Annotated in this window: 21 protein-coding genes, 1 tRNA gene and 1 pseudogene; 17 read left to right on the forward strand and 6 right to left on the reverse strand. The window is 52.7% G+C overall.

Annotated elements, in window-relative coordinates; all coding sequences use genetic code 11:
• Window positions 1-40 precede the first annotated feature (40 nt).
• From AWJ19_RS21235 to AWJ19_RS21245, 3 genes are all read right to left on the reverse strand, one after another.
• The gene (locus tag AWJ19_RS21235) at window positions 41-730 is read right to left on the reverse strand and encodes a TetR/AcrR family transcriptional regulator (RefSeq protein ID WP_068726822.1); all 690 of its coding nucleotides are present in this window, start codon (window positions 728-730) and stop codon (window positions 41-43) included.
• A gap of 67 nt (window positions 731-797) precedes the next feature.
• The gene (locus AWJ19_RS21240) at window positions 798-1,835 is read right to left on the reverse strand and encodes an ABC transporter permease (protein ID WP_068726824.1); all 1,038 of its coding nucleotides are present in this window, start codon (window positions 1,833-1,835) and stop codon (window positions 798-800) included.
• The gene (locus tag AWJ19_RS21245) at window positions 1,832-2,563 is read right to left on the reverse strand and encodes an ABC transporter ATP-binding protein (RefSeq protein ID WP_068726826.1); all 732 of its coding nucleotides are present in this window, start codon (window positions 2,561-2,563) and stop codon (window positions 1,832-1,834) included. The genes AWJ19_RS21240 and AWJ19_RS21245 overlap by 4 nt, the downstream gene beginning before the upstream one ends.
• Before the next feature lie 685 nt (window positions 2,564-3,248).
• Between AWJ19_RS21245 and AWJ19_RS21255 the strand changes: the two genes are divergently transcribed.
• The 5 genes from AWJ19_RS21255 to pstA all read left to right on the forward strand — a co-directional run bounded on the left by AWJ19_RS21255 (window position 3,249) and on the right by pstA (window position 8,141).
• A complete protein-coding gene (locus tag AWJ19_RS21255; RefSeq protein ID WP_068726830.1) occupies window positions 3,249-3,698 on the forward strand; it encodes a hypothetical protein in 450 nt (149 codons plus the stop codon).
• A 201-nt stretch (window positions 3,699-3,899) separates the two neighbouring features.
• Entirely contained in the window at window positions 3,900-5,315 is a 1,416-nt protein-coding gene (locus AWJ19_RS21260) for a stalk domain-containing protein (RefSeq protein ID WP_068726831.1), read from the forward strand.
• Window positions 5,316-5,375: 60 nt separating this feature from the next.
• A complete protein-coding gene (locus tag AWJ19_RS21265; RefSeq protein ID WP_068726833.1) occupies window positions 5,376-6,239 on the forward strand; it encodes a phosphate ABC transporter substrate-binding protein in 864 nt (287 codons plus the stop codon).
• A gap of 79 nt (window positions 6,240-6,318) precedes the next feature.
• The gene (pstC, locus tag AWJ19_RS21270; RefSeq protein WP_082708029.1) at window positions 6,319-7,263 is read left to right on the forward strand and encodes a phosphate ABC transporter permease subunit PstC; all 945 of its coding nucleotides are present in this window, start codon (window positions 6,319-6,321) and stop codon (window positions 7,261-7,263) included.
• Entirely contained in the window at window positions 7,263-8,141 is an 879-nt protein-coding gene (pstA, locus tag AWJ19_RS21275) for a phosphate ABC transporter permease PstA (protein ID WP_068726835.1), read from the forward strand. Before pstC ends, pstA begins: the two co-directional genes overlap by 1 nt.
• A gap of 203 nt (window positions 8,142-8,344) precedes the next feature.
• On the opposite strand, the gene AWJ19_RS21280 is transcribed toward pstA, so the two are convergent.
• The gene (locus tag AWJ19_RS21280) at window positions 8,345-9,217 is read right to left on the reverse strand and encodes a LysR family transcriptional regulator (protein ID WP_068726836.1); all 873 of its coding nucleotides are present in this window, start codon (window positions 9,215-9,217) and stop codon (window positions 8,345-8,347) included.
• A gap of 135 nt (window positions 9,218-9,352) precedes the next feature.
• Between AWJ19_RS21280 and AWJ19_RS21285 the strand changes: the two genes are divergently transcribed.
• The 7 genes from AWJ19_RS21285 to AWJ19_RS21310 all read left to right on the forward strand — a co-directional run bounded on the left by AWJ19_RS21285 (window position 9,353) and on the right by AWJ19_RS21310 (window position 17,467).
• Window positions 9,353-9,946, forward strand: coding sequence for a LysE family translocator (locus AWJ19_RS21285; protein WP_068726838.1), 594 nt, complete (start codon window positions 9,353-9,355; stop codon window positions 9,944-9,946).
• Between the two features lie 252 nt (window positions 9,947-10,198).
• A complete protein-coding gene (locus AWJ19_RS21290) occupies window positions 10,199-11,998 on the forward strand; it encodes a sensor histidine kinase (protein WP_068726840.1) in 1,800 nt (599 codons plus the stop codon).
• Window positions 11,998-12,969: a response regulator gene (locus AWJ19_RS21295; protein WP_068726841.1), complete on the forward strand. Its 972-nt coding sequence runs from the start codon at window positions 11,998-12,000 to the stop codon at window positions 12,967-12,969. The genes AWJ19_RS21290 and AWJ19_RS21295 overlap by 1 nt, the downstream gene beginning before the upstream one ends.
• On the forward strand, window positions 12,855-13,622 hold the full coding sequence (locus tag AWJ19_RS34240) for a helix-turn-helix transcriptional regulator (RefSeq protein WP_157890061.1): 768 nt from the start codon (window positions 12,855-12,857) through the stop codon (window positions 13,620-13,622). Before AWJ19_RS21295 ends, AWJ19_RS34240 begins: the two co-directional genes overlap by 115 nt.
• A gap of 242 nt (window positions 13,623-13,864) precedes the next feature.
• Complete coding sequence (locus AWJ19_RS21300) at window positions 13,865-14,794, forward strand: ABC transporter permease subunit (RefSeq protein ID WP_068726843.1); 930 nt, start codon at window positions 13,865-13,867, stop codon at window positions 14,792-14,794.
• A gap of 17 nt (window positions 14,795-14,811) precedes the next feature.
• On the forward strand, window positions 14,812-15,690 hold the full coding sequence (locus tag AWJ19_RS21305) for a carbohydrate ABC transporter permease (RefSeq protein WP_068726844.1): 879 nt from the start codon (window positions 14,812-14,814) through the stop codon (window positions 15,688-15,690).
• A 67-nt stretch (window positions 15,691-15,757) separates the two neighbouring features.
• Complete coding sequence (locus AWJ19_RS21310) at window positions 15,758-17,467, forward strand: extracellular solute-binding protein (protein WP_068726846.1); 1,710 nt, start codon at window positions 15,758-15,760, stop codon at window positions 17,465-17,467.
• 34 nt (window positions 17,468-17,501) lie between these two features.
• Here AWJ19_RS21310 and AWJ19_RS21315 read toward each other — a convergent pair whose 3' ends face one another.
• Window positions 17,502-18,476, reverse strand: coding sequence for a DMT family transporter (locus tag AWJ19_RS21315; RefSeq protein ID WP_068726848.1), 975 nt, complete (start codon window positions 18,474-18,476; stop codon window positions 17,502-17,504).
• Between the two features lie 178 nt (window positions 18,477-18,654).
• Here AWJ19_RS21315 and AWJ19_RS21320 point away from each other — a divergent pair, with 178 nt between their 5' ends.
• The 3 genes from AWJ19_RS21320 to AWJ19_RS21330 all read left to right on the forward strand — a co-directional run bounded on the left by AWJ19_RS21320 (window position 18,655) and on the right by AWJ19_RS21330 (window position 21,992).
• A complete protein-coding gene (locus AWJ19_RS21320) occupies window positions 18,655-19,998 on the forward strand; it encodes a PLP-dependent aminotransferase family protein (RefSeq protein WP_068726850.1) in 1,344 nt (447 codons plus the stop codon).
• A 126-nt stretch (window positions 19,999-20,124) separates the two neighbouring features.
• Complete coding sequence (locus AWJ19_RS21325) at window positions 20,125-20,343, forward strand: hypothetical protein (RefSeq protein WP_068726852.1); 219 nt, start codon at window positions 20,125-20,127, stop codon at window positions 20,341-20,343.
• 92 nt (window positions 20,344-20,435) lie between these two features.
• Entirely contained in the window at window positions 20,436-21,992 is a 1,557-nt protein-coding gene (locus tag AWJ19_RS21330; RefSeq protein WP_277815830.1) for a FapA family protein, read from the forward strand.
• Between the two features lie 238 nt (window positions 21,993-22,230).
• Here AWJ19_RS21330 and AWJ19_RS21335 read toward each other — a convergent pair.
• Window positions 22,231-22,305: transfer RNA gene (locus AWJ19_RS21335), tRNA-Arg, on the reverse strand.
• A gap of 216 nt (window positions 22,306-22,521) precedes the next feature.
• Here AWJ19_RS21335 and AWJ19_RS21340 point away from each other — a divergent pair.
• Window positions 22,522-23,366 (forward strand): annotated as a pseudogene (locus tag AWJ19_RS21340) (hypothetical protein).
• Between the two features lie 95 nt (window positions 23,367-23,461).
• The gene (tig, locus tag AWJ19_RS21345) at window positions 23,462-24,784 is read left to right on the forward strand and encodes a trigger factor (protein WP_068726855.1); all 1,323 of its coding nucleotides are present in this window, start codon (window positions 23,462-23,464) and stop codon (window positions 24,782-24,784) included.
• The last annotated feature ends 293 nt before the right edge of the window (window positions 24,785-25,077 follow it).

Below are 25,077 nucleotides of genomic sequence, written 5' to 3' on the forward strand. Positions count from 1 at the left end.
GGCTTTGGAGAGTATAAGCTCATTTTATACCAGCCGGACTTTACTGCTCACGCAGCGCCGGCCCGCCGATCCCGTGCAGCATGAAGCGGATCAGTTGACTGATCTCCTCCTCATCGTCCCAGTCCTTCTCCGGCATCAGCAGCAGTCGGGCCAGCAGATAGCCGATCACTGAGGACACAGTGAACCGGATAATGGCGGGGGTTGGCGCATCAATAACCTCACCTTCAGCCTTAAAATGCTCCGTAATCGCAGTCACCCGCTCCAGCACCTGCGCCAGGACATTTTCGGCAAACTGCTCGCGGAGTGCAGGCTGAAACGGGATTTCCTGAACGAGAATCCGGATAATTTTGAAATTTTTACGGGCAAAGTCCAGCCGGTTCACAATAAACGCCCGCAAAAAGGCCTCATAGCTCTCAAACGGCATATCCAGCACCCCATTAAAGTTGCGCATCACGAACGGGGCAATCATCCGGCTCATGGTCGGTCCGACGATGGACAGCAGCAGATCTTTTTTGGTTTTGTAATAGCGGAAAATCGTTCCCTCAGCTACGCCCGCCTTATGGGCGATCTCACTGGTGGATGCCGCCGAGAAGCCTTTATCGGAAAATATCTCTATCGCCGCCTCCAGGATGGAGATTTGCTTGGGCGTCATCTGCCCGTCTTCCTTGACGGCGAGCAGCTCCTCGATCCATTGCTCTTTATCGTGCTGCCCGGCACTTTCTTTAGTCATATCATGGCCCTCCAAAAATGATGCTGTCCCTCTATAGTATCACGGCTGCGGACGAAGTTACACCGCCCTACATTCTGCGGTGTTTGCGAAGAGCCAGCACGTTAAGAACCATGAACAGCAGCGAAAAGCCGACCAGCACATAGGCATTCAGGGCAATTGCGCTCCAGCCTTTGCCACGGATCATAATATCCATCAGCGCCTGGGCGCCGTAATAGATCGGGGTCCCGAGGCTGACCCGCTGCAGCCACAGCGGCAGCGTATCCATCGGGAACAGGCCGCTCAAAAAAATCTGCGGCACAATCACCAGCGGAATGAACTGGATCATCTGCAGCTCATTGCCGGCAAAGGCGGAGAGCAGCGTACCCAGCGTGAGCGCCGTAATCGCCAGGAGCAGCGTAATAAGCAGCACATAGCCAAAGCTTCCGGCCATCATGATGCCGAGCACCTGAATGGAGAACCAGGAGATCAGCAGCGCCTGGACGACTGTGAAAATGCCAAAGCCGCAGACATAGCCGATCACAATCTCCCAGCGCTTCAGCGGGGTGGAGAGCAGACGCTCCAGCGTACCGGTCGTCCGTTCGCGCAGGAAGGACACTCCGGCTATCAGGAACACGAAAAAGAAGACGAAGACCCCGATCATGATCGGACCGAAGCGGTCGATCGTGGTCATATCCTCGGCACCGTACAAGTAGCTGACGGCTGGCTGGATCTGCTCCTGAGCGGAGCCGGACGGACGGAGCTGCAGCACAGCTTCCTGCAGGGCGAGCAGAACCGCGCGGTTTGCGGTCGGGTTACTGCCTTCCAGCTTTACAGCAGGCGAGGTTCCTTCCAGTGTTATCAGGGCGTCTATGTCGCCGTCCTTCAGCGCAGCTTCTCCCTGTTCAGCCGTAGGGAAGTCTATAACGGCAGCGTCCTGCGCTTCCAGTGCAGAGGAGAAGATAGCGGCTCCGCCGGTTAGACCGATATTCGGCTTATAGGCATTACCGTTAAAAACGAGACTCATCAGGCTCAGGACGAGTAGAGGGGCTATGAACATCAGCGCCATCGTCCGCTTATCATGAATGAACTGCCGCAGAATGCGTAAGGTAATGGCACGTATTTTCATTTGCGGGCACCCCCATAGGTTAAAAAAGCTTCCTCGATCGTTGCGGAGCCGGTAGCCTGCATCAATCCCGCAGGCGTATCTACGGCCAGCAGCTGGCCATCGCGGATCATGCCCAGCCGGTCGCATTTTTCAGCTTCGTCCATGACATGAGTCGTCAAAACGATGGTCGTTCCCTGGCGGTTCAGCGAGCGCAGCTCCTGCCAGATGGACTGGCGCAGCAGCGGATCTATCCCTACGGTAGGCTCATCGAGAATGAGCAGCGGCGGCTCGTGCAGCAGAGCGATGGCCAGCGACAAACGGCGCTTCATGCCCCCGGAGTACTGGTCTACACGCTTGCGCAGGTGTTCCTGCAGGTTCACGAGCTCCATCACATCGGCAATCCGCCGCGTGCGGTTTCCGCCCTTTAGCCCGTAGAGTGCTGCAAAAAACTCCAGATTCTCCTTTGCGCTCAGCTCTGTGTACAAAGCATCCGACTGGGCCATATAACCGATCTGCTGCAGCATGGCAAGCTTCGGCATTTTGACGCCCATGACCTGCACATCACCGGAGCTGACCTCGTCGATGCCGGTCAGAAGCTTCACCAGTGTCGTTTTGCCGGAACCCGACGGGCCCAGCAGCCCGAAGGTTTCCGCTCGGTTCACCTGCAGACTGATATCCTTGAGCACCGTTTTGCTGCCAAAAGCCCTGCTGACATGGCTGACAGAAATAACCGGAGTATCCTGATCCATGACTATCTCCTCGATTCCTTTTATGGATTGTTATATTTATGAGTGAGTACTCACTCATTATTGTAGTGCGTTCTTTGCGCGTTGTAAATCTTTATTTACGGTTCTAAAAGAGTACACTCCTCTGTTCCAGCTCCTGTTTGCAAAAGCCGCTGTCGCCGCCAGGTGGAGCGGTGTAATCTACAGCTAAAATCCCTCCGATTCCGCCACAAGTAGGCGAAATGATCAAATCAAAGGCAAAAATGCCCTTGATTCCGCCCCAAGCAGGCGAAACGGTCAAATCAAAGGCAAAAATGCCCTTGATTTCCCCCCAAGCAGGCGAAACGAGCAAATCAAAGGGAAAAATCCCTCTGAGTCGTGCAGACGTTAGTAGGCGGCAGGCAGACATTCGGTATTTTAATCAGAAGCGCTGCCTGGCTTAATTGAAATTGTGTATAAAGTTACTGTTAACGTTCAGTTATTGTAAATACTCGGTTTGTTTCAATCTCCCATAATTAAATTAAATTTTTTAATATGAAAATTACATGAATTATGAACAACACCGTTTGCCGTCTGATTAATGCGGGTAAATAAGAATATATGCTCAAAATAATGACCCTAATCTCAACTTTTAATAATCGCATTACTAATCGCAGTCCTATCCCCATTCCCAAGCCTAGTCCCAACTATTATGAGGAGGCTTTTGCTGATGTCCGACAGGAAACCGATAATACCTCTGCTGGTTCTGCTAGCCGCAAGTCTAAGCTTGGGTGCATGCAGCCGGGCTGAGACAGCCGCAACGGATACAGGGAATTTTCATACTCTGGCTGAGGAGAGTATCAGTGAGCCGCAGTATTTACCCGGCGATTTGCCGATTCCGGAAGGCGCGGGTATTACGTTTACGGAAGGCGAGTTTGCGGGCGGCAAGAAATCATCTATGCTGATCTATGAGACGGATGAAACGATGGCTGAGCTGGGCACTACATACCTCAAATATGTGAAGGAAAAAGCACTCGAAAGCGGGACGCAGATTATGGATAAGGACAATCTGCTGATCAGCGGGAAAGCGCCGGGCAGCTATTCCTATTCGATCATCGGCAGCAGCTCGGAGGCGAAGCCGGGCGGTACCGAAATTATTGTAACGTGGGTTGAAAATTAAAAGTTTCATGCTTAATTGCAGGAGCCATTGAATTTTTTGCGGGAGATTTTACATAGCGTTAACTTTCAGGCTATCCCCAGGGTATTTTGGGGCTGGCCTTTTTGTGTACTTAATATTTCCAAAACATTCCTCTCGAACAGAATTCACACTGATAGCAGAAAATAGCATTAGCAGTTACCTATATGAAAAGGGTGAATCTAATTGAGAAATAGTAAATGGTTCAGCGTGGCTTTGGCTTCTGCACTTCTTGTAACAGGGGGAGCAGGCAGTATTCTGGGAGCGAACAGCGCGAGTGCCGCAGCCGTGGCCAGTACCGTCAAAACGGGGACAGCCACATGGACTGTAAACAGCAATCCGGCCCGGTTCAGCACAATTGACAGCAGCGGCTACAAACTGTATTCGCTTAGCCAGGTAGCCGGTGAGCTTGGTGCCAAGCTGATTCTCACAAACGGCGGTTTTGAGCTGAATGACAGCAAGGGGCTACATACGGTACAGCTTCAAGCAGGCTCCAAAAACTATGTGGTGGATGGTGCATCCCAGCAGTTTACGGTAGCGCCTGTCGTATATAACGGAAAAGTTTACGTAGAGCTGACCAAGCTCGTAACCGCTCTGGGCGGAGAGCTTTCGGCGGAAAGCCTGGAGATCCTGAGCTTTGCCCGTCCGGAGGGCCAGTTTGACACCCTGCACTGGACTGCCGACGGCAGCATCATTGCGAACAAGAGTGACTCCGAAACAGCCCAGCTGCTGAAGTTCAGCGCATATCCGGGCGATTATGAAGTGTTTTCTTCCAATGAAAGTGCGCTTGATTTCTCCGTATCCGCTGACCAGCAGTGGGGCGCGTTCACAGATGAGACAGGCCAGCTGAAGCTGATCAACCTGTCGAGCGGTGCCATTTCTTCCCTGGGCACCGACACCAGCGTGAAGACGGATCTGGTATGGTCGCAGGACGGCAAAACCATCTACTTCATCCAGGGCGACAAGCAGGAGAAAATTGCCCAGATCTCGGTTGAAACCGGAACAGTAAAAGCCGTGCTCGAAGATAAAGTGGAAAATAAATCCGAGCTGCGCCTCTCCGCTGATGCGAAAAGCGTGGTGTATATCGTCAACGTAACCGGCGTAGCCAAAAACGATGCCGACAGCACTGAAGATTCCCTGACTGTAGACTACAGCAAAGCCGGAGAGCAGCTCTTCAAGCTGGATCTTGCAACCAAGGATGCCAAGCCAAAAGCACTGACTACCGAGCTCGACAACAAGCTGTATCCAGAGATCCTGGCTAACGGCGGCGTGGTTTATCTGAGTGCAGACGCTGAAGGAAATGCAGCTAACACCCTGAAATCGATCAGCGCAGACGGAGCTACCATTACTAACATTGCACTGGATACCGAAGCAACCTGGTCTGCCGGTGTAGCTACGGGTCTGGTTGTATCCGGAGTGGCTGCTGACGGAAGCACTACCATCTATTCCATCGATGCAAGCGGCAATAAAACCGTCCTGTTCCAGACGGCTGAAGATGTATCCGAAGTTGCGGTATCCCATGACGGCAGCAAGCTTGCGGTAGTTAGCGATGGTAAAGTCCTGCTGATCCAGGGCGGCAAAGCACTGCAGCTGACTAAATAAGACACGTCCCTCATAGCCCACACAATATAACGGCATAGCGCCGGGAGGAGAATTCAGATCATGAAGCTTTTCAAAAAATTTACGGTAACAGCACTGACAGCAGTAATCGCAGTAACCGCATCATTCGCAGGTATTGCGGCGGCAGCCGACACCCTCAAGGGTAAAATCACAATCAACGGTTCTACTGCACTGCTTCCGCTGACACTGCAGGCCGCCAAGGAATTCCAGAAGCTGCACCCTAAGGTGAAAATTGCCGCTTCCGGTAAAGGTTCCGTAACAGGTCCTCAGGCTGTAAAAAAAGGCATCGCTGATATCGGCGCCTGCGACTGGGATGCAAGCATCGATGTTCCAGGGTTCAAGGCTTTTGACGGGCAGGTAGCGAACAAGGTAGCGGTTATTCCTTTTGCAACCATCGTTAACAAAAATGTCGGCGTAGACAACCTGACTACTGAGCAGCTGGCCGGTATTTTCTCCGGTAAAATCACCAACTGGAAAGAAGTCGGCGGTTCGGATGCCAATATCGTAGTAATTACCCGTTCTTTCGGTTCCGGTACACGTGTTAACTACCAGGCTAAAGCACTGGGCGGCGGAGACATCGTGAAGAAAGAAAAGAACTACAAGGAAACAGGCTCCAGTGGTGACATGAAGACTGCGGTTGCTACTACTCCTAACTCTATCGGTTATATCGACCTTGTATACGTAAGCGGCAGCGATATCAAGGCAGTGAAGCACAACGGTGTTGCAGCTACTACAGATAACGTAATCAACGGCTCGTACAAGATCTGGGCATACGGCTACTACATGACTAAAGGCCAGCCAACCGGCGCTACTAAAGAATTCATCGAGTACGTACAGAGCAAGAAGTTCCAGAACGGCTCGCTCAAAAAGCTTAAATTCATCCCGATCGCAGCAATGAAAGGCTAAGTAAAAGCTTCATTATATTGAACGGTAACAGCGGCCAGCTCCGGAATATTCGGGGGTGGCCGCTTACAGGAGGGAAAGTATGGGGGCACCCGTCCAAAGCCTGGCATCCCAATCGCCAAAGAAGGCTGAGCAAAGCAACATTAATGACAAACGCCACAGAAGACATCTGCTTGGCAACCGGTTATCGCGTTATTATTTCTTTTTTAGCATCCTGGCATTGTGCTTCGTGCTTGGACTTGTCATTGTATTCATCGGAAAAACGGCGCTGCTGCTGTTCGGGGATGTCTCTCCGGCCGAGTTCTTCCTGTCCTTTAACTGGACACCGGAGGAGGAGGCTTTTGGTGCAGCAGCCTTTATTGTAAATACACTTACACTGACTGCGCTAACGCTGCTGATTGCAGTGCCGATTTCTGTGGGGATGGCTGTGCTCTGCGCGGAGATTGCCCCGAAATGGATGAAGAGCTTCATCCGTCCTGTGCTCGACTTGCTTGTCGGTATTCCTTCTATTGTATACGGCTATCTGGGCCTCACTGTATTGCTTCCTTTCCTGCGCAGAATCAGCGGTGAAGGACTGGGCGACGGTGTTCTGGCGGCTGCGCTTGTCCTGGCACTTATGGTGCTGCCTACGATCTGCCGGATCAGCGATGATGCCATACTAGCGGTGCCGCGCAAATTCCGTGATGCAGCCTATGCCCTTGGCTCTACCCGTCTGCAGGTGATTATGCGGGTTGTGCTGCCGGCGGCCAAGCGGGGGATTATCTCGGCAATTATTCTCGGTATGACCCGTGCCGTCGGTGAGACAATGGCTGTGGTTATGGTCATCGGGAATACGCCGCAGCTGGCCAAAAGCCTGTTCACCCCGTCTTCCGTACTGACCAGTAACATTGTAATGCAGATTTCGAACGTGGAATTTGACTCGAGCTGGAACTATGCGCTGCATATGATGGCGTTCCTGCTGCTGCTCATTTCCTTTGTGCTGATTCTTATTATCCGCGTAATCGGCCGGAAAAGGGAGGATGCGTAATGAACTTTACCCGTAATCCTCATACTGCTCGTTCCCGGCGCAACAACAAGATTGCCACCTATGGCTTCTATGCGCTGGGTGCGCTGGTTATGCTGCTGATCTTCTGGCTGCTCTTTACGATTCTCAGCAAAGGACTGCCGCAGCTCAGACCCGAGTTCCTCGTCAAGCTCCCGGAGGAGATTGATCCGGGCGGCGGCATCGGGCCGGTGCTGTTCAACTCCTTCTACATCCTGTTTATCTCCCTGCTGATTTCGATTCCAATCGGATTGGGCGCAGGAATCTATATGGCTGAGTATGCTCCGGATAACCGCTTTACCGGCGCGCTGCGCATCTGCGTAGAGTCGCTGTCTTCGGTGCCTTCCATCGTGTTCGGTCTTCTGGGTCTGGCTATCTTCGCCGAATACTTCGACATTGGCCTGACCATTATCGGCGGCGGAGTCTCGCTGGCCCTGCTTAACCTGCCGATGCTGGCCCGCGTAACCGAAGAAGCGGTGCGTGCGGTTCCCGCCGACATCCGTGAAGCCGGCTATGCGCTGGGGATGACCAAATTCCACGTCATCCGCAAGGTTGTCCTGCCGGTGGCCCTCCCGGCCATCGTTACCGGTATCTGCCTCGTAGCGGGCCGCGCCTTCGGGGAGTCGGCGGTTATAATCCTTACCGCCGGCCTAAGCACCTCCGGCGAGATGTGGGACTTCAACCTGTTCTCCCCGGGTGAGACCCTCGCGGTGCATCTCTGGTATGTGCAGTCCGAGGCGATTGTCGAAGACGCGCGGCAGATCGCCGACAAGTCGGCGGCGGTGCTGGTCTTCGTCGTGCTGCTGATCAACTTCATTTTCCGGTTCCCCCTGTGGCTGGGCAACCGCAAAAAAGGACACTAAAATTAGACCTACTGCTGCACTCTAAATAGCTGTAATCATGTCAGGCTGCCGGATAAATCCGGCAGCCTGTTGTGTTATGAAGATGTAGCTGGCGGAAGAACATGCACGTTTGTACAATGGGAGAACGGTGAAGGGTAAATGCAATGGAGCTGAATTACCGCGCATCACTGATAGCTCCCTTTTCAGCAGCGCATGAACCTGGTCTAGGCCCACATTCGTTTGACGATGTCTCCGATTTGATTCCAGAGAGGATCCGCGAGGTGGTTGGCATAGCCAAAATGCAAATCGATTGTCAGATCAAGGCCGTTCCATGCCTTCAGCTTGTTCGCTTTGGTTAAACGCATGGCGATAGGTTCGGCCAGCAGGGAACAGCCGACTTCCTGTTGAACCAGTTCGCCGATCAGCAACTCGTCATCCACATACATAATTCGCTTGGGGGTCGCATCTCTGCGGGCGAAATAATCAATTGACTGTCTATAGAAAGGGCAGCCTTGCGTCGTCCAGATCCAGGGCTTTCCGGCGAAATAGTCCATTGCTTCCTCTTCGCTTGGTATCTCCCAGCTATTGGGGTAAACGACGGTCATTCTGAATGTACACAGCTTGATGGATTTGATGGACGGGTTCCTGGCCTCCCCATAGAAGAAACCCGCGCTAATCGTACCGGATTCTAAATCCGTCATGAAGTTCTCGCTTTTGGTTTCGATAAAATGAAATTCGGCCTGCGGTATCTGAGCAGACAAGAGCTCAACGAATTCCTGGACACGAAGAAGCATACCATCTGTGTTCAGTCCGATGCGAATGCGCTCTACCGGGTCATGATGAAGATCAGTCGCGGTTTGTTGGAAGCTTTTAATGGCCGTCATTATGTTATTGGATTCTACCAGCAGCTTGGCGCCTTTGTCAGTAAGGGACATGCCTTTAGGTGTCCGATGAAAGAGCTGAAACCCAATTTCATGCTCGAGCGCTTTCAAGTGTGCACTTGCAGCTGGTTGGCTCAAATTGAGCTGCGCTGCTGCTCCGGTTAAATTCCCCGTTCGAGCCACCTCAATAAACGTTCTTAATTGATATAATTCCATACCTTCCACCCTCTCGCAGGATGCTCCGGGAACGATCTGTTATTCTGATGGATCGCATCCGTTATTCCAATTGGACGTTCACCCCTTTGTGGGATTATATTAACCCCATTCTATTAATCAAGGAGTGTAAGCATAATGTCGATGCTTGTTGCCATGTGTCTATTTTCATTATCTATGTCCATCTCGCCAGGGCCTGTGAATATGACAATCCTATCTTCTGGCGTCAATTACGGGTTCAGACGAGCGTTCTCAATTGTATCCGGCGCTACAATCGGGTTTGTGCTACTCTTGATAGTGGTTGGTCTGGGTTTATCCAACATCGTAGCGCAAGTCCCGTTCTTCTATGACCTGTTAAGATATGCCGGATCCTGCTATATGATTGTTATCGGATACAAAATTCTGACTGCACGGCCGGATATGAAAACCACGGATGCCCAGGAACTGAATTATCGTCATGGTTTTTTGATGCAGTGGCTGAATCCCAAAGCCTGGATCGCCTGTCTTTCGGGGGTTTCGGCCTTTGGCCTGAACGATTCGTACTCGATGCTCACTATTTTTGTCTGCATTTATTTTCCTATTTGTTACCTATCGCTTTCCGCATGGGCGTTCATAGGAGTCAAATTGGTGTTTCTAACGAGAATTAAAAACGGTATCCGCTGGTTCAATATCGCCATGGGCGGCATGCTGATGCTCGTTGCGGTTTATCTCTTGCTGTCCAGAATACCCTGAGATAGCTTCCTATCTTTTCATTATATGTTTTCTGTATGCCTGATCAACTCTTTTCAAGACCGCTGCTCGAACAGCAATTTCACGTGCAATGAACTATGATTGCAGGTAAACTGAAATAATCGATCATGCTCAGAGGACGATCGATCCGGGAAGCGAATAATAGAATGAGTAAAATGGTGAGAAGGAATGATTACTTTAGGGACAATTGCCACCGATGAGCATCCTTTTCACCGAACAGGAGGGGGAGCCGGTATGGCGGGGCTTGTGCGGTTTTATCAGTCTTGGAGCGTGACCTCAAAATTTGTTATTATTTTTGTCTCGATATTATTTGTGTCGCTGCTGCTGACCGGATATACGCTCTACAGGCAGGCGGCGGAATCGGCGATTGACCAGGCCCAGACGATTATGGAGCAGAACCTGCAGCAGACCCGGACGAGCATCGAAGAGAAGGTCAAGATGATGGAGAATATTTCGCAGATTATCGCCTTTGACTCACGGATTCAGACGCTGCTGGACAGCGATTTTATCAACGAAAGCTTCCAGCTTCAGGATTACCGCGACAATGTTGCCCCGATTATTGATAATATCATGAGGCAGAATCCGTATATTCACTCCATCCACGTCTATATGAGTAATCCGCAGATTCCCGAGCTGTACGGAGGGTATGACGGATTTTTTAGTATCAGCCGGATTGCAGACGATGGGAATTACCGCAGCCTGCTGGATGATAACAGCATCAAATCCGCCTGGCGGAGTGTGCACAAGGAGAAGCTGCTGCTGGTACGGCCGGATGTCTCGCCGGTGGCAGATGTGCTGTCATTTAACCGGAAAATTTATTCCTTCCATGATTTCGGCATTGCCGGACTGGTCGAGATTGAAATCATGGAGAGCGAACTGTTCAAACCGTTGAAGGATTCTGTTTCAGGTACAGTTGGTAACGTTTACATTATGGACGAAAGCGGCAAGGTCGTTTCGGATACAATCGCTGAAGCCTACGGCGCCCGCGCGGAACAGCTGGGGCTGGGTGAATGGAGCTCCGGCGGGCCGGTTAACCTGCTGGCTGAGGTGGGAGGAACCCGGTCAATTGTCATTTCCATTCCGCTTGAAGGGCCGCAGCTGCGGATTATCGGCGTTTTTCCGGTCAGTCATGTGGTCGAAAAAGTGCAGGATTCGCTGTACACCACCCTATTTGTGCTGGCTGCGGCCCTGCTGCTGATGAGTTTACTTGTCTATTTTGTCACGGTCAAGCTGCTGTCCCGGATGAAGCAGCTGCTGAAGGCGATGAAGCAGGTCCGGGAGGATTCACTCGGGGTATCGGTGCCGGTCACCGGCAATGATGAATTTTCCCAGATGACCCGCAGCTTCAACCATATGACCCGGCGGATTCACGATCTGGTGGAGCGGGTGTACAAATCCGAGCTGCTGGAAAGGGAGGCGGAGGTGAAGGCACTGGAATCGCAGATTAACCCTCACTTTCTGTACAATACGCTGGCGACGATCTCCTGGGTTGCGCGCAAGGCGAATGCGCCGGATGTCACCCGGATCTCTGATTCGCTGGCCAAATTTTACCGGCTGGTGCTGAACAAAGGCAGCTCGGAGACGCTGGTTGCCGGGGAGCTGGAGATGGTCAAGGCTTACCTGGTTATTCAGAAGTTCCGTTTCGAGGAGCGTTTTGATGCGGTGTTCGAGGTGGATGATGAGGTTAAGGAATTTGTCACACTCAAAAATATTCTGCAGCCGCTGGTGGAAAATGCGCTCGTTCATGGCATCGAACCCAAACGCTCGCACGGCACGATCATCATCAAGGCAGGGGTCGAGGACGGCTGGGTGGTGCTGCGGATTATCGACGACGGTGTCGGCATGACGGCGCAGCGGCTGGCCGATATCCGTGAGGCAAAATCACTTGAATCGGCCGGCAGCGGATACGCGCTGGCGAATATTACAAGCCGGCTGCGTTCGCATTACGGCGAGGAACACCGGCTGGAGCTGTTCAGCAGGCCGGGCATCGGTACGGTGATTACCATCTCCTTTAAAGCCAGGAGGCTACTATAATGTTTACATTGCTGATTGTTGAGGATGAACGCTGGGAGCGTGAGGGGCTGACGGAATTTCTGGACTGGCCTGCACTGGGCATCGGGAAAGTTGAAACGGCCTTTGACGGCATCGACGGCCTGGAAAAAGCGCTGCAGCTGCAGCCCGATATCATTGTCACAGATATTCAGATGCCTGGAATGAACGGGCTGGATATGGCGAAGCAGATCCGGGAACAGCTGCCGCAGGTGCATATTGTCATTCTGACGGGATACGACGACTTCGAGTATGCCCGTGAGGCGATCCGCTTTCATGCGGCAGAATATCTGCTGAAGCCCGTTGAAGAGGAAGAAATGCTCGCAGTGATGACAAGGGTGGTCCGCAAATGTCAGGCGGAGCGGCTGCAGCGGCTGGAAGAAGGGCAAAAAGAAGAGCTGCTGGAAGCCGGGCAGCTTGCCTTGCTCCGTCATAGCCTGGGGGAGCTGCTGGCCGGCCGGGCAGCAGGACCGGATCCGGCTGCGGAGCTTGCGCTCCATCTGGCCCGGGACGGCGAGCTGAAGCCGGCAGCGTATGCGTTCTTTGCGGTGCGCGCTCCCGCTGACACCGGCAATGAACGGCTTGAGCGCCTGGCGGAAGCGGCGCTCGAGCGGCCCGTGCTGGCATTGCCGCTCCCCGGCGGCGGGAATGCCAGCTTTGCGCTGCTGCTTCCGCTGGACGCGGAGGAAGCAGCAGCGCAGCAGGAGCTGGCGCAGCTGCTCCTGGCCGGACTGGCCGCGCTGCCAAGCCTGCAGCGCCGGAAGGGGTTATGGACGATGATGGCTGGATCATCGTATATGGTGCGGCTGCGCAGTCGCCCGCGCAGCTGCCGGAGGCCGGCATGCAGGCTGCCCGCACGCTGGGACATGCGGTATGGGCTGGCCTTACGGGCATTGCCGCTGCCGGAGAAGAGGAAGCGGCGCGGCAGCGCTTCGCCCGTGACCCGGAGGGGCTGAGCCGCGGGTTCAGGGAGCTGGAGAAGCGTGCCCGCACCGCGCTGGGAAGCGGCCGGCTGCCGGAGGCCGAAGCGGTAGTCGGTGAAATGTTTGACCTGATAGCCGCTTATCCCGGAGCAGGCAGAGCCTATACCGGGAGCCTGATAAGCGGGCTGATCGACAGCCTGCAGACACTCACGGCTGCGGGTCATCCGGGCCAGCCGGAGGAAGGCGCGGGCAGTTTGGACAAACTGCTGGCCTGCGGCAGCCGGGAGCAGATGAAGCAGCTGACGCTGTCTGCCATACGCAGCACCGCTTACCGGCTGCAGGAGAAGCGGGAGCACAAGGAGGAGTATGTGACTGGCCGGATCATCCGGCTGATAGAGGAACAATACGGCAATCCCGAGCTCAGCCTGGCTTATTTGGCGGCCGAGGTATACCTCTCTCCGAATCATCTGGGCATGCTGTTCAAGAAGAGTACAGGCCGTACCCCGATCGAATATATCCAGGAATACCGGCTGTCACGCGCCGAAGAGCTGCTGCGCACGACGAAGCAGCGGGTTTCCGCGATCGCCGAGCAGGTCGGCATCCCCAACACGTCCTATTTCGGAACCCTGTTCAAGCAGGCCTACGGCATGTCACCGGGAGAATATCAGGGGCTTGCACAGCGCTGAACCTCCTTACGCATATCGGAGTAAGCACCAGCGAACCTTGTCCCTTCCGCAGAAGCGGAAGGGTTTTTTTATTTTGCGGAAAGAGGCGGACTGCTTCCAAAATTTCTGAGGGTAGATAGCGCTTACAAACATCGTTCGTTTTTGATATCAGCGTGCATTTTTTGTATATCGCACGGCTGAAAGCGTTTTTATAATAAGCCTATAGATAAATGAACCCACACCGCAGGAAAGGAAGTTGGACCATGAGCAGCATACCCGCCAAGCACAGGCTCAGAAGCCGGATCTGGCAGCAGAGATATCTGCTGATTTTGACACTGCCGGTCGTAATCTGGATGATTGTGTTCAATTACATTCCGATGTACGGCCTGATTATTGCCTTCCAGGAATATACGCCGTTCCAGGGCTTTATTCATAGTCCGTGGCTCGGACTCGGCAACTTCCGCGAGCTTTTCGCCGATCCGACCTTCAGGGACTCGCTGTACAATACCTTTAAGATCAGCATTGCCAAGCTGGTGTTCGGTTTCCCGGCGCCGATTATTCTGGCTCTTTTGCTAAATGAGCTGGTCTTTAAACGCTTTAAGCGGATCGTCCAGTCGCTCACGTATCTCCCGTATTTTGTCTCATGGGTGCTCGTCGTCGGCTTTATGTACACGCTGCTTGATCCGGACACCGGTATTATCAGCAAGCTGCTGGTCAATCTCGGCGTTATTGGCAGCGATACGATGCTGATGGGGGATTCCCGCTCGTTCCTGGTGCTTGTCGTCTTTACGGAAATCTGGAAAAATATCGGCTGGAACTCGATCATCTATCTGGCGGCCATCGCCGGCATTGATCCCCAGCTGTATGAAGCAGCTGTTGTGGACGGGGCCAACCGCTTCCGCCGGGTCTGGCATATTACATTGCCTGCGCTCAAGCCGACGATTATTATTTTGCTGATCCTGTCGATCGGCGGGCTGGTGAACTCCAACTTTGACCAGATGTTCATGATGCAGAACTCGCTGACCCAGGATGCAGCCAACGTGCTGTCTGTCTATTCGTACAAAATGGGTCTGGTCGCCGGACGCTTCTCTTATGGAACTGCAATTGGACTGTTCCAGTCCATTGTCGCTTTTATCCTGATGTATATCGCCAATTTCGCCTCAAACAAACTTACCAAAGAAAGCCTGTTTTAGGATAGGAGGAGGACTGTATGCTAACCCATTCGCGAAGTCTGGGCAGCCGGGCTTTTGACATTTTTAATATAATCCTGATGCTCGCCCTGTGCCTGGTCACCCTGTATCCGTTCTATAATATCCTGATTACCTCGTTCAATGATCCGACGGATGCTGCGCGGGGAGGCATCACCTTTTGGCCGCGGGTATTCTCGATAGACAACTACAAGATTGTGTTTCAGGACGAAAACATGCTGCGCGCCTTTGGCGTTACTCTTGCCCGGACGGTTCTCGGCACAGCAACAGCCGTTTTGTTCACCGGTGCGTTCGCTTACGGGATCTCGAAGACCGAGCTGGTCGGCCGGCGGATTTTCCTGCTGATGGCAATAATTACGATGTATTTCAGCGGCGGCATCATTCCCTACTATCTGGTAGTGGCAAAATACCTTCATCTAAAGGGGCATTTTCTGGTCTACATTATCCCGAATCTGTTCAATGTATTTAACGCGATTATTATGCTAACCTTCTTCAAGGCTCTGCCCAAAGAAATCGAGGAATCGGCCAAAATTGACGGGGCCAACGATTTGCGGATCTTCTTTCAGCTGGTGCTGCCGGTATCCAAGCCGGTGCTGGCGACGATTGCGCTGTACAATGCGGTCTTCCACTGGAATTCCTGGTATGATGCGATGCTGTTCGGCGGCGACAGGCTTCTGACGCTCCAGCAGATTCTGATGCAGATCATCAGCTCCAACAGTAATGTCAGCCAGCTGGCCAGCCAGCTTGGTTATGGTGCTGTCTCAGCGGCTTCACTGAAGCTCGCGACGATGGTGATTACGACACTGCCGATCGTGTTTACGTATCCGTTCGTGCAGAAATATTTTGTCCAAGGGGTCATGATAGGCTCGGTTAAGGGGTAACCGGAAATAGCTTCCGGACCGGGCGTTCATGTATATAGCCAATACCAAATATATGGGAGGTCAGTTTATGAAAGGGAAAGGCTTAAAGATAAGTGCGCTTACGATTCTCGCAGCGGGGCTGCTGGCGGGCTGCTCGGGTAACAGTGCGAATAACACGAATAACAATGCGGATACACCTGCAGAAACAGCAGTAGCGGGTAACAGCAATGCCCAGGCATCTGCTCCGGCGGCGGACAACGGTCCATCCTGGAAAAAGGATACGTCCCCGTTCACCTTCACCCAATATTTCTACGGCAACTGGGCATCCAATTATTTGTGGAAAGACCAGTTTGCCATGAAGCTTGCGACGGAAAAAACAGGCGTGACCATTGACCGCAAGCTGGCGACCGGCAGCGATGACGATTATCTGAACACGATGATTGCCTCAGGGGATCTTCCGGATACGATCATGCTGGACTGGAATAACCCTGCTGTCACGAAGCTGATCAAGAACGGCATGGTCTATTCCATGGATGAGCTGATCGAGAAATATGCGCCTGAGCTTAAAGACCAGCTTGATCCTGACATGGTAAAATACCATTCGATCGACGGCAAGCTCTGGTATCTGCCGAACCTGTATGAAACCGCCGACCGTCTGACCAGCGGCGTACCGATTACGCCGATCCGGCCTTGGTTCATCCGCTCCGATATTTATGCGGCGATCGGCAGCCCGGCGATTGAGACCCCCGACGATCTGATTAATGCGCTCAAGCTGGCCAAAGAGAAATACCCGGATGTAAGTCCGGTGGGTGTGGAATTTTTCGATGTTGCGAAGAACGGCTTCCACGGCAGCAACTCGATGGATTATCTGATCTATTCCTTCTCCCCGCATCTGCTGGAGGAGCAGGTGAAGGATGACCAGCAGATTGTAACGTATCCGATGCGCAACAAAGGATATATAGAAGCATTCCGTTTCCTGAACAAGCTGAGCCGCGAAAATCTGTTTGATCCGCAGCTGCTGATCTACAAGCAGGAGCAGTATGAAGAGAAGCTGTACGGTGCCCAGTATGCGGTGGCTTCCCAGTTCATGACCAACTTGTACACGCAATATAATCCGAAAATCGAAAGCACGCTCGGCAAAGAACAGACGTATACCATTCTGGACGGTCTGAAGGTGGACGGTCAGGAACCGCGTTATCCGGCTTCCCGCCTGATGGGCTGGCAGGGCCTGTTCATCACCAAAGCGGCCAAAAACCCGGAACGGATTATCCGGTTTGCAGAATATGCCTGGTCGGATGAAGGCCAGCTTGACATGAGATATGGTACCGAAGGCGAAACCTATGATATGGTTGACGGTCTGCCGAAGTACAAACCGGAAATCCTGGAAATGTCTTTGAAGGATAACGCCACTTTTAACTCAAAATACGGCTTCAACAACTCCCATCTGCTGTTTAGAGCCGGCAAGCTGTGGGATGATGCTTCTGCCCGGGATCTGAAGGAGAGCCAGCCGGTGCAATACGAAGCGATGAAGCTGCTGGAAAAATACAACTTCGACAACTACTCGCTCGGTATGGAGAATCTTGAGCCGGACGGTGCGACTGCCGAAGGCACGATCAATGCGAAGGTAAAGGATCTGTGGAACAAAACCATTCCGAAGCTGGTTCTGTCCAAGTCGGATGAAGAATTCGATTCCGCTTACAATGAATTTATTAAGCAAATGGATCAGGTGGGTGCGGAAAAAGTCGAAAAAGTGATGTACCAGCGCCACCTGGATGATCTCAAGAAAAAAGGTCTGTAATCTTTAATGAGCAGTGCATTGCGGGCAGCCGGATTTACGGCTGTCCGCTTTTTAATGGAGGAACAGCCTGAACCTCTGATTGGATTGGGCTGCCGCCAGCACTTCCACGCCCAAACCGGTTTGCCCCCAGCACCCCGGCAATAATCAGCGCCGACCCGGTCCAGTGGTACCAGGCTATCTGTTCTCCCAGAAACAAGGCTCCGGCTGCGATAGAAACGATGGTTGCCAGATTGGAGAACACACTCATTCTGGAGGCTTCCATCCGGGACAAAATATAAGTGGATGCGAGCGTGGTCGCCAGCGAGGAGATGACGCCCAGATAGAGAACCGCAACCGTAAAGGTGCCGCTCTTCAGCGGAATGAATAGAGTGCCAAGCGTTCCGTCAGCCGTATGGCTGATTAACGAGATACCAAAGAATACGACGAAGCCGGTAGCCATCATCACATAGCTGATTTCGGACGGAGTGAACTGTCTGGCCAGCAGGCGGGCCAGCACGCTATACCCGGCAAAAGCCACACAGGTCAGGAACAGCATCACAATTCCGGCCATATTCGTGAGGTTAATGCTGCTGCCCTTCATCATGAAGATGAACACGACGCCGAAGACGGAGAGGAAGACAGACAGCTTTTGCAGCAGGGTTGTGGCTTCTTTAAGAAACAGCGCGGCAATAATCAGCGTGACCACAGGGGTGAAGGCATACAGAATGCCTCCCTCGGCCGAAGTAGCATGCTGGAGCCCGAACACCTGAAGTGTAAAAAAGCCCAGCGGGTACATCGAAGACAGCAGCAGCAGCTTGTACACCGGCTTGCCCCGGTAGCTCAGCTTAACCCAGCCGAAGGCCACCGGAACCGACATTACGAGGAAGGAAGCGGCAAACCTGAAGGCCAGCGTATCCATCGGGCTGGAGAACTCCAGGGCTATTTTGGTAAAAAGAAAGGATAATCCGATGATCGCCGCATTTAATACGGCCAGCAGATAGGCAAGTTTGACTCCAGTAGGTTGTTTCATGGCGGTACTTCCTTTCCTGTGTACAATTTGGGATCAGGAGGTCCATTCATTACAGCCCCCGATCTGTTGCTTTAAAATTAAGGGAGTTCAGGCGCGGCCACAACGTGAGATTTTTTCAACTGTACCGGTACAGTTCGCTGCAAGACGTTATAATAGGGATATAAAAGGGGGGAGGCTTATGCGGAAATACGACATGGTTCTAGTGGAGATAGAGAAGCAAATCAGTACGGGGCAGTTCCGCCCGGGACACAAGCTTCCGTCGGTCCGCAGTGCTTCGGTTCTGTATGGCTGCAGCATCAGCACTGTGATCCGGGCTTACCGGGAGCTGGAGCAGAAGCATCTCATCTATTCCATCCCGCAAAGCGGTTATTATGTAGTCGAGCAGCCTGGAGCCGGGCCGGTTAATCCTGTAGATGACCTCATTGATTTCGGATCAGCCTCACCTGACCTGAATGTGTTTCCCTATCTGGATTTTCAGCACTGTCTGAATAAGGCGATAGATACCTACAAGTACCATCTGTTCACTTACGGGGAGACTCAGGGCCTGGCCGCCTTGCGGGAGACGCTGGTGGCGCATCTGGCGGACACCCAGGTTTTTGCCAGAACAGAAGCGATTTATATCACCTCCGGAGTGCAGCAGGCGCTTGGCATACTGGCGAAGATGCCTTTTCCAAATGGAAAAGAAACGGTGCTTGTGGAACAGCCGGGTTATAATCTGTACCTGCGACTTCTGGAGGCGGAGGGGGTTCCGGTTAAGGGCATTCCCCGTTCGGGAGACGGGATTGACCTTGAGCTGCTGGAGGAGTATTTCCGCACGGGCGGTATTAAATTTTTCTACACGATGCCCAGATATCATAATCCGCTGGGAACCACTTATACCAAAGAGGTACGCCAGAAGATTGCCTGGCTGGCCGGCAAATATGATGTGTATGTGGTGGAGGATGATTATATGGCTGATCTCGGGGACGGCCGGCACTATGATCCCGTTACTGCTTTTGACCAGTCGGGGCATGTGATTTACTTGAAAAGCTTCTCCAAAATCATCTTCCCAGGCCTCAGCCTCGGAGCCGCTGTCCTGCCCGAAGCGCTGCTGCCTGTTTTTCAGGCCCATAAAAGCTATATGGATACCTCGCTCCTGTCGCAGGCTGCGCTTGATATTTATATCAAAAACGGGATGTATGAGCGCCATAAGCATAAAATCCGCAGCCTGTATGCCGAGCGGATGAATCTCCTGAACGAAGCATTGCAGCACTATAATGCGGCCGGCCTGATAGAGGTGTCGCGGGTAGATTCCGGGATCTATCTCCAATTGAAGCTGCCGCAGACCGTCAATCTAGACCAGCTGCTGAAACGCCTGGCTAAGCGCAGGGTACAGGCGGTGTCGGGCAGGGGCTTCTATCTTTCAAACTATCTGGAGCGGGAGAAGTTCCTGCGCATCAGCATTTCACGTGCCCGCCGGGAGCAGATCGCCCCCGGGATTGCAGTCATTATGGAGGAAGTAGCCGCCGGGGGATGGTGGTAGCTGGTATCCGGTAGAAACAAAGGATTCGCAATTGCTTAAAATTGTTAATAATACTACAATGAAGGCAATTACGCAGATTGTGCATTTTTTCGACAAATGGGTACTTGCCAGGGAGGTGCAGCCCCGATGCCAGAACGCATGAGTGAGCAGGAGCTGAACAAGCTGATCAACATGCTGGAGCTTTCCGAGCATGTGGATGAGGATGAGCTGGATCAGGCTTTTATTGATCATGAAGTTGAAAGTGATCTCGGAGGGCGTGTGCTCGTCCGGGCAGGTAAAATCTTCGTCCAGGACCCGCTGCCCGGCGCAGTCCGGCCGTCATCTCGGCTGCTCCTCCGGTCGTAGTCCTCGTTAACGGGCAGGCGATTACGGGTCCGGCCGAGGTTACCTCACTGGATAAGATAGAATGGTCGATTACGGAACCTCCGCTATACAGAATTCATGTATCGGAGGATCATTTGCAGGCTTTTTTCACCCTGTATTCAACACGGCGTTACCAGTGGAAGCTGAATGACTGTTATTCCTCCAGTATGGTTGAAGTAGAAGCGGCGATGGACACGGACACGGTAATCGGGCTGCTGGGGCTCAATCAGGTCATTGCCGATTTCGAGCAGCGGGGCATTATGCAGAACCTGAACATTTCCGGCATTCATGCCGAGCTGCAAAACCCCACCTACCAGCCGATTACAGCGGCCAAGGGGCGGGCGGCGGTTCCGGGGGAGAATGCGGCGCTTGAGCTGTTTTTTTCGGAAACGATTGAGAATGAATTCAGCGAAATAGAGGGACAGGTGGACTTCCGCAGCCATCTCCGGATTCCGTCTGTGATCAGGGGCCAGGTAATTGCCCGCAAAATCCCTTACATTGAAGGGATTCCCGGCTGTGACGTGTACGGGGAAATTCTGTATCCGCCCCTCCCGGGCGATATTACGATCGTTGCCAAGAATAACACGGTGCTGCTGATCAACAATGAGATCCGTGCGCTGCGGGAAGGCCGGCCCCGGGTTACCGGGGAGAAGGTCAAAACTTTTGACATTACGACTACTTATACCGTTCCGGGCAACGTCAGCATCAAAACGGGGAATATCCTCTTTTCCGGCGATGTGGTGGTACGGGGGAATGTCGAAGACAATATGATTATTGAATCGCTCGGCAATGTCTACGTGGAAGGCAGCATATACAACTCTACCATTACAGCAACCGGCAGTATCGTCGTCAAGGGGAATGTCCTCAACAGCAACCTGTATTCCGGTTACTTCGGCGTGATGTACAACCGGATTTTTAACTGCTCGAAGCTGCTGATAGAGGAGGCTGCCCTGCTCAAAAAAGCGGTCCGCATGCTGATCCAGGCCGTCCAGGCCCGCAAGCAGAGCGTAAAATACGGCCAGGCGGTGCTGCTGCTGCTGGAGAGCAAATTTCAAAAGATTCCCCGTCTGATCAGGGAGCTGCTCTCCTTGCTGGAGACGGTCCAGGCGTCCTATCACCAGGATCTGGACCAGACGCTGCATTTCCTGAATCTGATGCTGAAGCCGGTGCAGCTGGTCGACTACATGAACGAGGCTTCGCTGAACGGTGTAATCGGCATAATCGAGGAGCTGCATGCAGGCGTGGCCCGGATGCAGGAGAACAAGGTGGAGGTCAACATCGGCAAATGCCAGAACAGTACGATCAAGTCCAACGGCGATATCAACATCCACCGGGACGGGATCGTGCAGAGTGAGCTGTTCTCCTCCGGCAGCATCACCTTCCGCAAGGTGTTCGCGGTGTGCCGGGGCTCCAAGCTGGAGGCAGGCGGCAGCATCAGCGCGTATTATGTCGGCGGCGAGAGCGGGGCGCAGTCCTACCTGAAGGCCAAGCACAGCATATCCGTACGCAAAATCTATGCCGGCCGGATCACCATCGACAGCTACACTGCAGACATTACTAAGCCGCTGGAAAATATGACGTTTGACCTTGAGAATATTCGTGCGGTCAAGCTGCGGATGGAGTCGGATTAACGAAGCGGATGCTCCAACGTCCCCCAGCATGGGGTTCTCATCCCGCCGGAACGCAAAGAAACAGCCCCCCAAAGGAAGGCTGTTTCTGCTTGTTACGTCCCGGAAGGGATGCAGCCCATTCGGGCTGATTGCGAAGCGGTTGCTAACGAAGCGGATGCTCCAACGTCCCCCAGACTGGGGTTCTCATCCCCACGGAACGCAAAAACAGCCTTCCCGAAGGAAGGCTGTAATGCTTGTTACGTCCCGGAAGGATTCGAACCCCCGACCGTGCGCTTAGAAGGCGCATGCTCTATCCAACTGAGCTACCGGGACATGATTACTCAAAAGCAAGCAAAAATTATGTTATCACAGATGAATAATTTTTTCAACTTGTTTTTTTGAATGCTCTACAGGATATGCTATAATCTACAATTGATCATGGATCGGATAAAAAGGAGGTGCCCTCATTAATCAATTCAATTCCCCCGCCAAAGAGAATGTCGTGCTGTTTCCGAAGACACTGGATTATTACCAGATTCAGCTTACGGTAATGCTGGAGAGTGAACGCTACGGGGAAGCGATGGAACTGCTGCGGTTTCTGCTGCAATGCCAGGGACAGGAAGAGCGGCACTACGAGGAATGGCAGTCATTGCTGGACTGGCTGGAGGCGGCGTTTCCGTATGATGCCGGTAGCACAGAGGTGGACCGTGCCGCTTCCAGCGAGGAACAGGATCTGAAAGAAGAGGATATGGCCCGAATTTTGGCAAAATCCAAGCTTGAGGAGGATGCGGGTTACCCGGATAAGCTGCTGCGCAAGGTGATGAATGAGCCGCTGTCGGAGGGCACCATTCTGGCGCTGGAGCAGCTATCGTATCTGGAGGGCGGCCATGTGGATGAGACGCTGACAACCTGGCTGCAAAAGACCCCGGTGCACCCGCTCCTGCAGTTCCGGGCGCTGCAGACACTTAAGAAGCGCGGCGTACAGGGAGTCATCCGGCTGGCACGCGGCAGCGAGCTGGCTCAGATCGAGATTGAAGCGGTCCCGCTTGCGAATGAGGATTTTCCGCCGCAGGTTGCCCAGGTTATGGAACGGGTAGCCGAGCAGGCGGAGGTGCATGAGCCTACACTCTATTATTTTGCCCAGGAGCTCTGGGGACAGTTTATTATGTCGATTTATGGGTCGGGCGAATATCGTAAATTGCTGGATGGCGGGGATGAGCTGCTTGATATCTGGGCGGTGCGCTGCACCAGCTGGTATCAGAGAGTCTGAACGGAACCCGGCAGGAGGAGGAGACCCGGGCCATGTACGGCATTACCGGAGGCATGCGCTTTCAATTCGAAGGGGCATACCGTTCTCTGAAAGGATTTGTTAAGAGTTCCATACTTGATAAATAAGGCGATGTTGTATATAATATAATGGTTATTCTGTGCGTGAAATACGTAATAATCTAAGTTAACATGCAACCTATTTTTGGAGGGAAAAGTATATTATGAAAGCAACCTGGGAAAAAATAGAGAAGAACCTTGGAGTTCTTGAAGTTGAAGTAGAAGCAGAGCGCGTTGCTGCAGCTCTCGACAAGGCTTTTAATAAAGTGGTTAAGAAAGCAAACGTACCTGGCTTCCGTAAAGGTAAAGTGCCGCGGCCGATCTTTGAATCCCGTTTTGGCGTAGAAAGCCTCTACCAGGATGCAATCGACATCCTTCTTCCTGAAGTATACGGCGAAGCTGTTGAGCAGACTGACATCTTCCCTGTTGACCGTCCTGAAGTGGACATCGAGCAATTCGCGAAAGGCCAAGCCTTCATCTTCAAAGCGAAGATTACGGTTAAGCCTGAAGTGAAGCTGGGCCAATACAAAGGCCTGGAAGTTCCTGCCCAGAAAGCTGAAGTTACCGAAGACGAGCTGAACGCTGAACTGAAACGCCTGCAGGAGCGTCACGCTGAGCTGGTTGTTGTTGAAGAAGAAGCGGCAGTTAACGGCGACATCGCTGTAATCGACTTTGAAGGTTCTGTTGACGGCGTTCCTTTCGAAGGCGGTTCGGCTGAGCGTCATTCCCTGGAGCTTGGCAGTAACTCCTTCATCCCTGGCTTTGAAGAGCAGGTTGTAGGTATGGCTACTGGCGATTTCAAGGATGTTGAAGTTACTTTCCCTGAGAGCTACCATGCAGAGAACCTTGCCGGCAAGGCTGCAGTATTCAAAGTGAAGCTGCACGAAATCAAGCGCAAACAGCTTCCTGAGCTGGATGACGAGTTCGCTAAGGATGTAAGTGAATTCGATACACTGGAAGAATACAAAGCAGACCTGAAGGCACAGCTGGAATCCCGCAAGCAGGATGAACTCAAAGGCGTACGCGAAAATGCGGTAGTTGACGCAGCAGCAGCCAACGCTGAGGTTGAAATTCCTGAAGCGATGATCAAGAGCGAAGTAGCGAACATGGTTCGTGATTTCGACAACCGTCTTCGTCAGCAGGGCATGAACATGGACATGTTCCTCAGCTTCTCCGGCCAGACCCGTGAAGACCTTGAAGGCCAGATGAAGGGCGATGCCGAGAAGCGCGTCCGCAACAACCTGGTTCTTGAAGTGATCGCGAAGGAAGAGAACATCGAGGTTTCTGAAGAGGAAGTAACCCAGGAGCTTGCTAACATGGCTGAATCCTTCAAGCGTACGCCTGAAGAGATCCGCAGCATTCTGGCAGCGAACGGTTCCCTGAGCAGCCTGAACGAAGAAATCTCCCTGCGCAAAACAATCGACCTGCTTGTAGCAAGCAGCGTTGAAGTTGAAGCTCCTGCAGCTGAAGAAGCTAGCGCTGAGTAAGATCTTCTGTAAACTCCATTTTACCTAGAGCGGCCAGGCAAGTCGGCCTCCATAATAGCAGTCAATAAGGCACGTAAGTTCTGTTACGTGCCTTATTTTTTATCGGTGGAGGGGCGTTTGTGTGTACATAACCAGAAGGCGGATTGGCATTCTGCAAGGAAGTACGCTATAATGGCAGGCACGCGGTATAATGCGTTTTTTGCCGATAGTGAAAAAATGACATCCCGCCGCGAACGTGTTAAAATATTTCTGAAACGGTAAGACTAATCTGTATAGAGAAAAGAGGTTGGTGG

The organism is Paenibacillus sp. DMB5 (genome assembly GCF_001517085.1).
GTDB lineage: Bacteria > Bacillota > Bacilli > Paenibacillales > Paenibacillaceae > Paenibacillus_AQ.

Bases quoted from the DNA above. Each gene is read 5' to 3' on its own strand.
- AWJ19_RS21235 (WP_068726822.1), bottom strand. From the start codon at position 730: ATGACTAAAGAAAGTGCCGGGCAGCACGATAAAGAGCAATGGATCGAG.
- AWJ19_RS21240 (WP_068726824.1), bottom strand. From the start codon at position 1,835: ATGAAAATACGTGCCATTACCTTACGCATTCTGCGGCAGTTCATTCAT.
- AWJ19_RS21245 (WP_068726826.1), bottom strand. From the start codon at position 2,563: ATGGATCAGGATACTCCGGTTATTTCTGTCAGCCATGTCAGCAGGGCT.
- AWJ19_RS21255 (WP_068726830.1), top strand. From the start codon at position 3,249: ATGTCCGACAGGAAACCGATAATACCTCTGCTGGTTCTGCTAGCCGCA.
- AWJ19_RS21265 (WP_068726833.1), top strand. From the start codon at position 5,376: ATGAAGCTTTTCAAAAAATTTACGGTAACAGCACTGACAGCAGTAATC.
- pstC (WP_082708029.1), top strand. From the start codon at position 6,319: ATGGGGGCACCCGTCCAAAGCCTGGCATCCCAATCGCCAAAGAAGGCT.
- pstA (WP_068726835.1), top strand. From the start codon at position 7,263: ATGAACTTTACCCGTAATCCTCATACTGCTCGTTCCCGGCGCAACAAC.
- AWJ19_RS21280 (WP_068726836.1), bottom strand. From the start codon at position 9,217: ATGGAATTATATCAATTAAGAACGTTTATTGAGGTGGCTCGAACGGGG.
- AWJ19_RS21285 (WP_068726838.1), top strand. From the start codon at position 9,353: ATGTCGATGCTTGTTGCCATGTGTCTATTTTCATTATCTATGTCCATC.
- AWJ19_RS21290 (WP_068726840.1), top strand. From the start codon at position 10,199: ATGGCGGGGCTTGTGCGGTTTTATCAGTCTTGGAGCGTGACCTCAAAA.
- AWJ19_RS21295 (WP_068726841.1), top strand. From the start codon at position 11,998: ATGTTTACATTGCTGATTGTTGAGGATGAACGCTGGGAGCGTGAGGGG.
- AWJ19_RS34240 (WP_157890061.1), top strand. From the start codon at position 12,855: ATGCAGGCTGCCCGCACGCTGGGACATGCGGTATGGGCTGGCCTTACG.
- AWJ19_RS21300 (WP_068726843.1), top strand. From the start codon at position 13,865: ATGAGCAGCATACCCGCCAAGCACAGGCTCAGAAGCCGGATCTGGCAG.
- AWJ19_RS21305 (WP_068726844.1), top strand. From the start codon at position 14,812: ATGCTAACCCATTCGCGAAGTCTGGGCAGCCGGGCTTTTGACATTTTT.
- AWJ19_RS21310 (WP_068726846.1), top strand. From the start codon at position 15,758: ATGAAAGGGAAAGGCTTAAAGATAAGTGCGCTTACGATTCTCGCAGCG.
- AWJ19_RS21315 (WP_068726848.1), bottom strand. From the start codon at position 18,476: ATGAAACAACCTACTGGAGTCAAACTTGCCTATCTGCTGGCCGTATTA.
- AWJ19_RS21320 (WP_068726850.1), top strand. From the start codon at position 18,655: ATGCGGAAATACGACATGGTTCTAGTGGAGATAGAGAAGCAAATCAGT.
- AWJ19_RS21325 (WP_068726852.1), top strand. From the start codon at position 20,125: ATGCCAGAACGCATGAGTGAGCAGGAGCTGAACAAGCTGATCAACATG.
- tig (WP_068726855.1), top strand. From the start codon at position 23,462: ATGAAAGCAACCTGGGAAAAAATAGAGAAGAACCTTGGAGTTCTTGAA.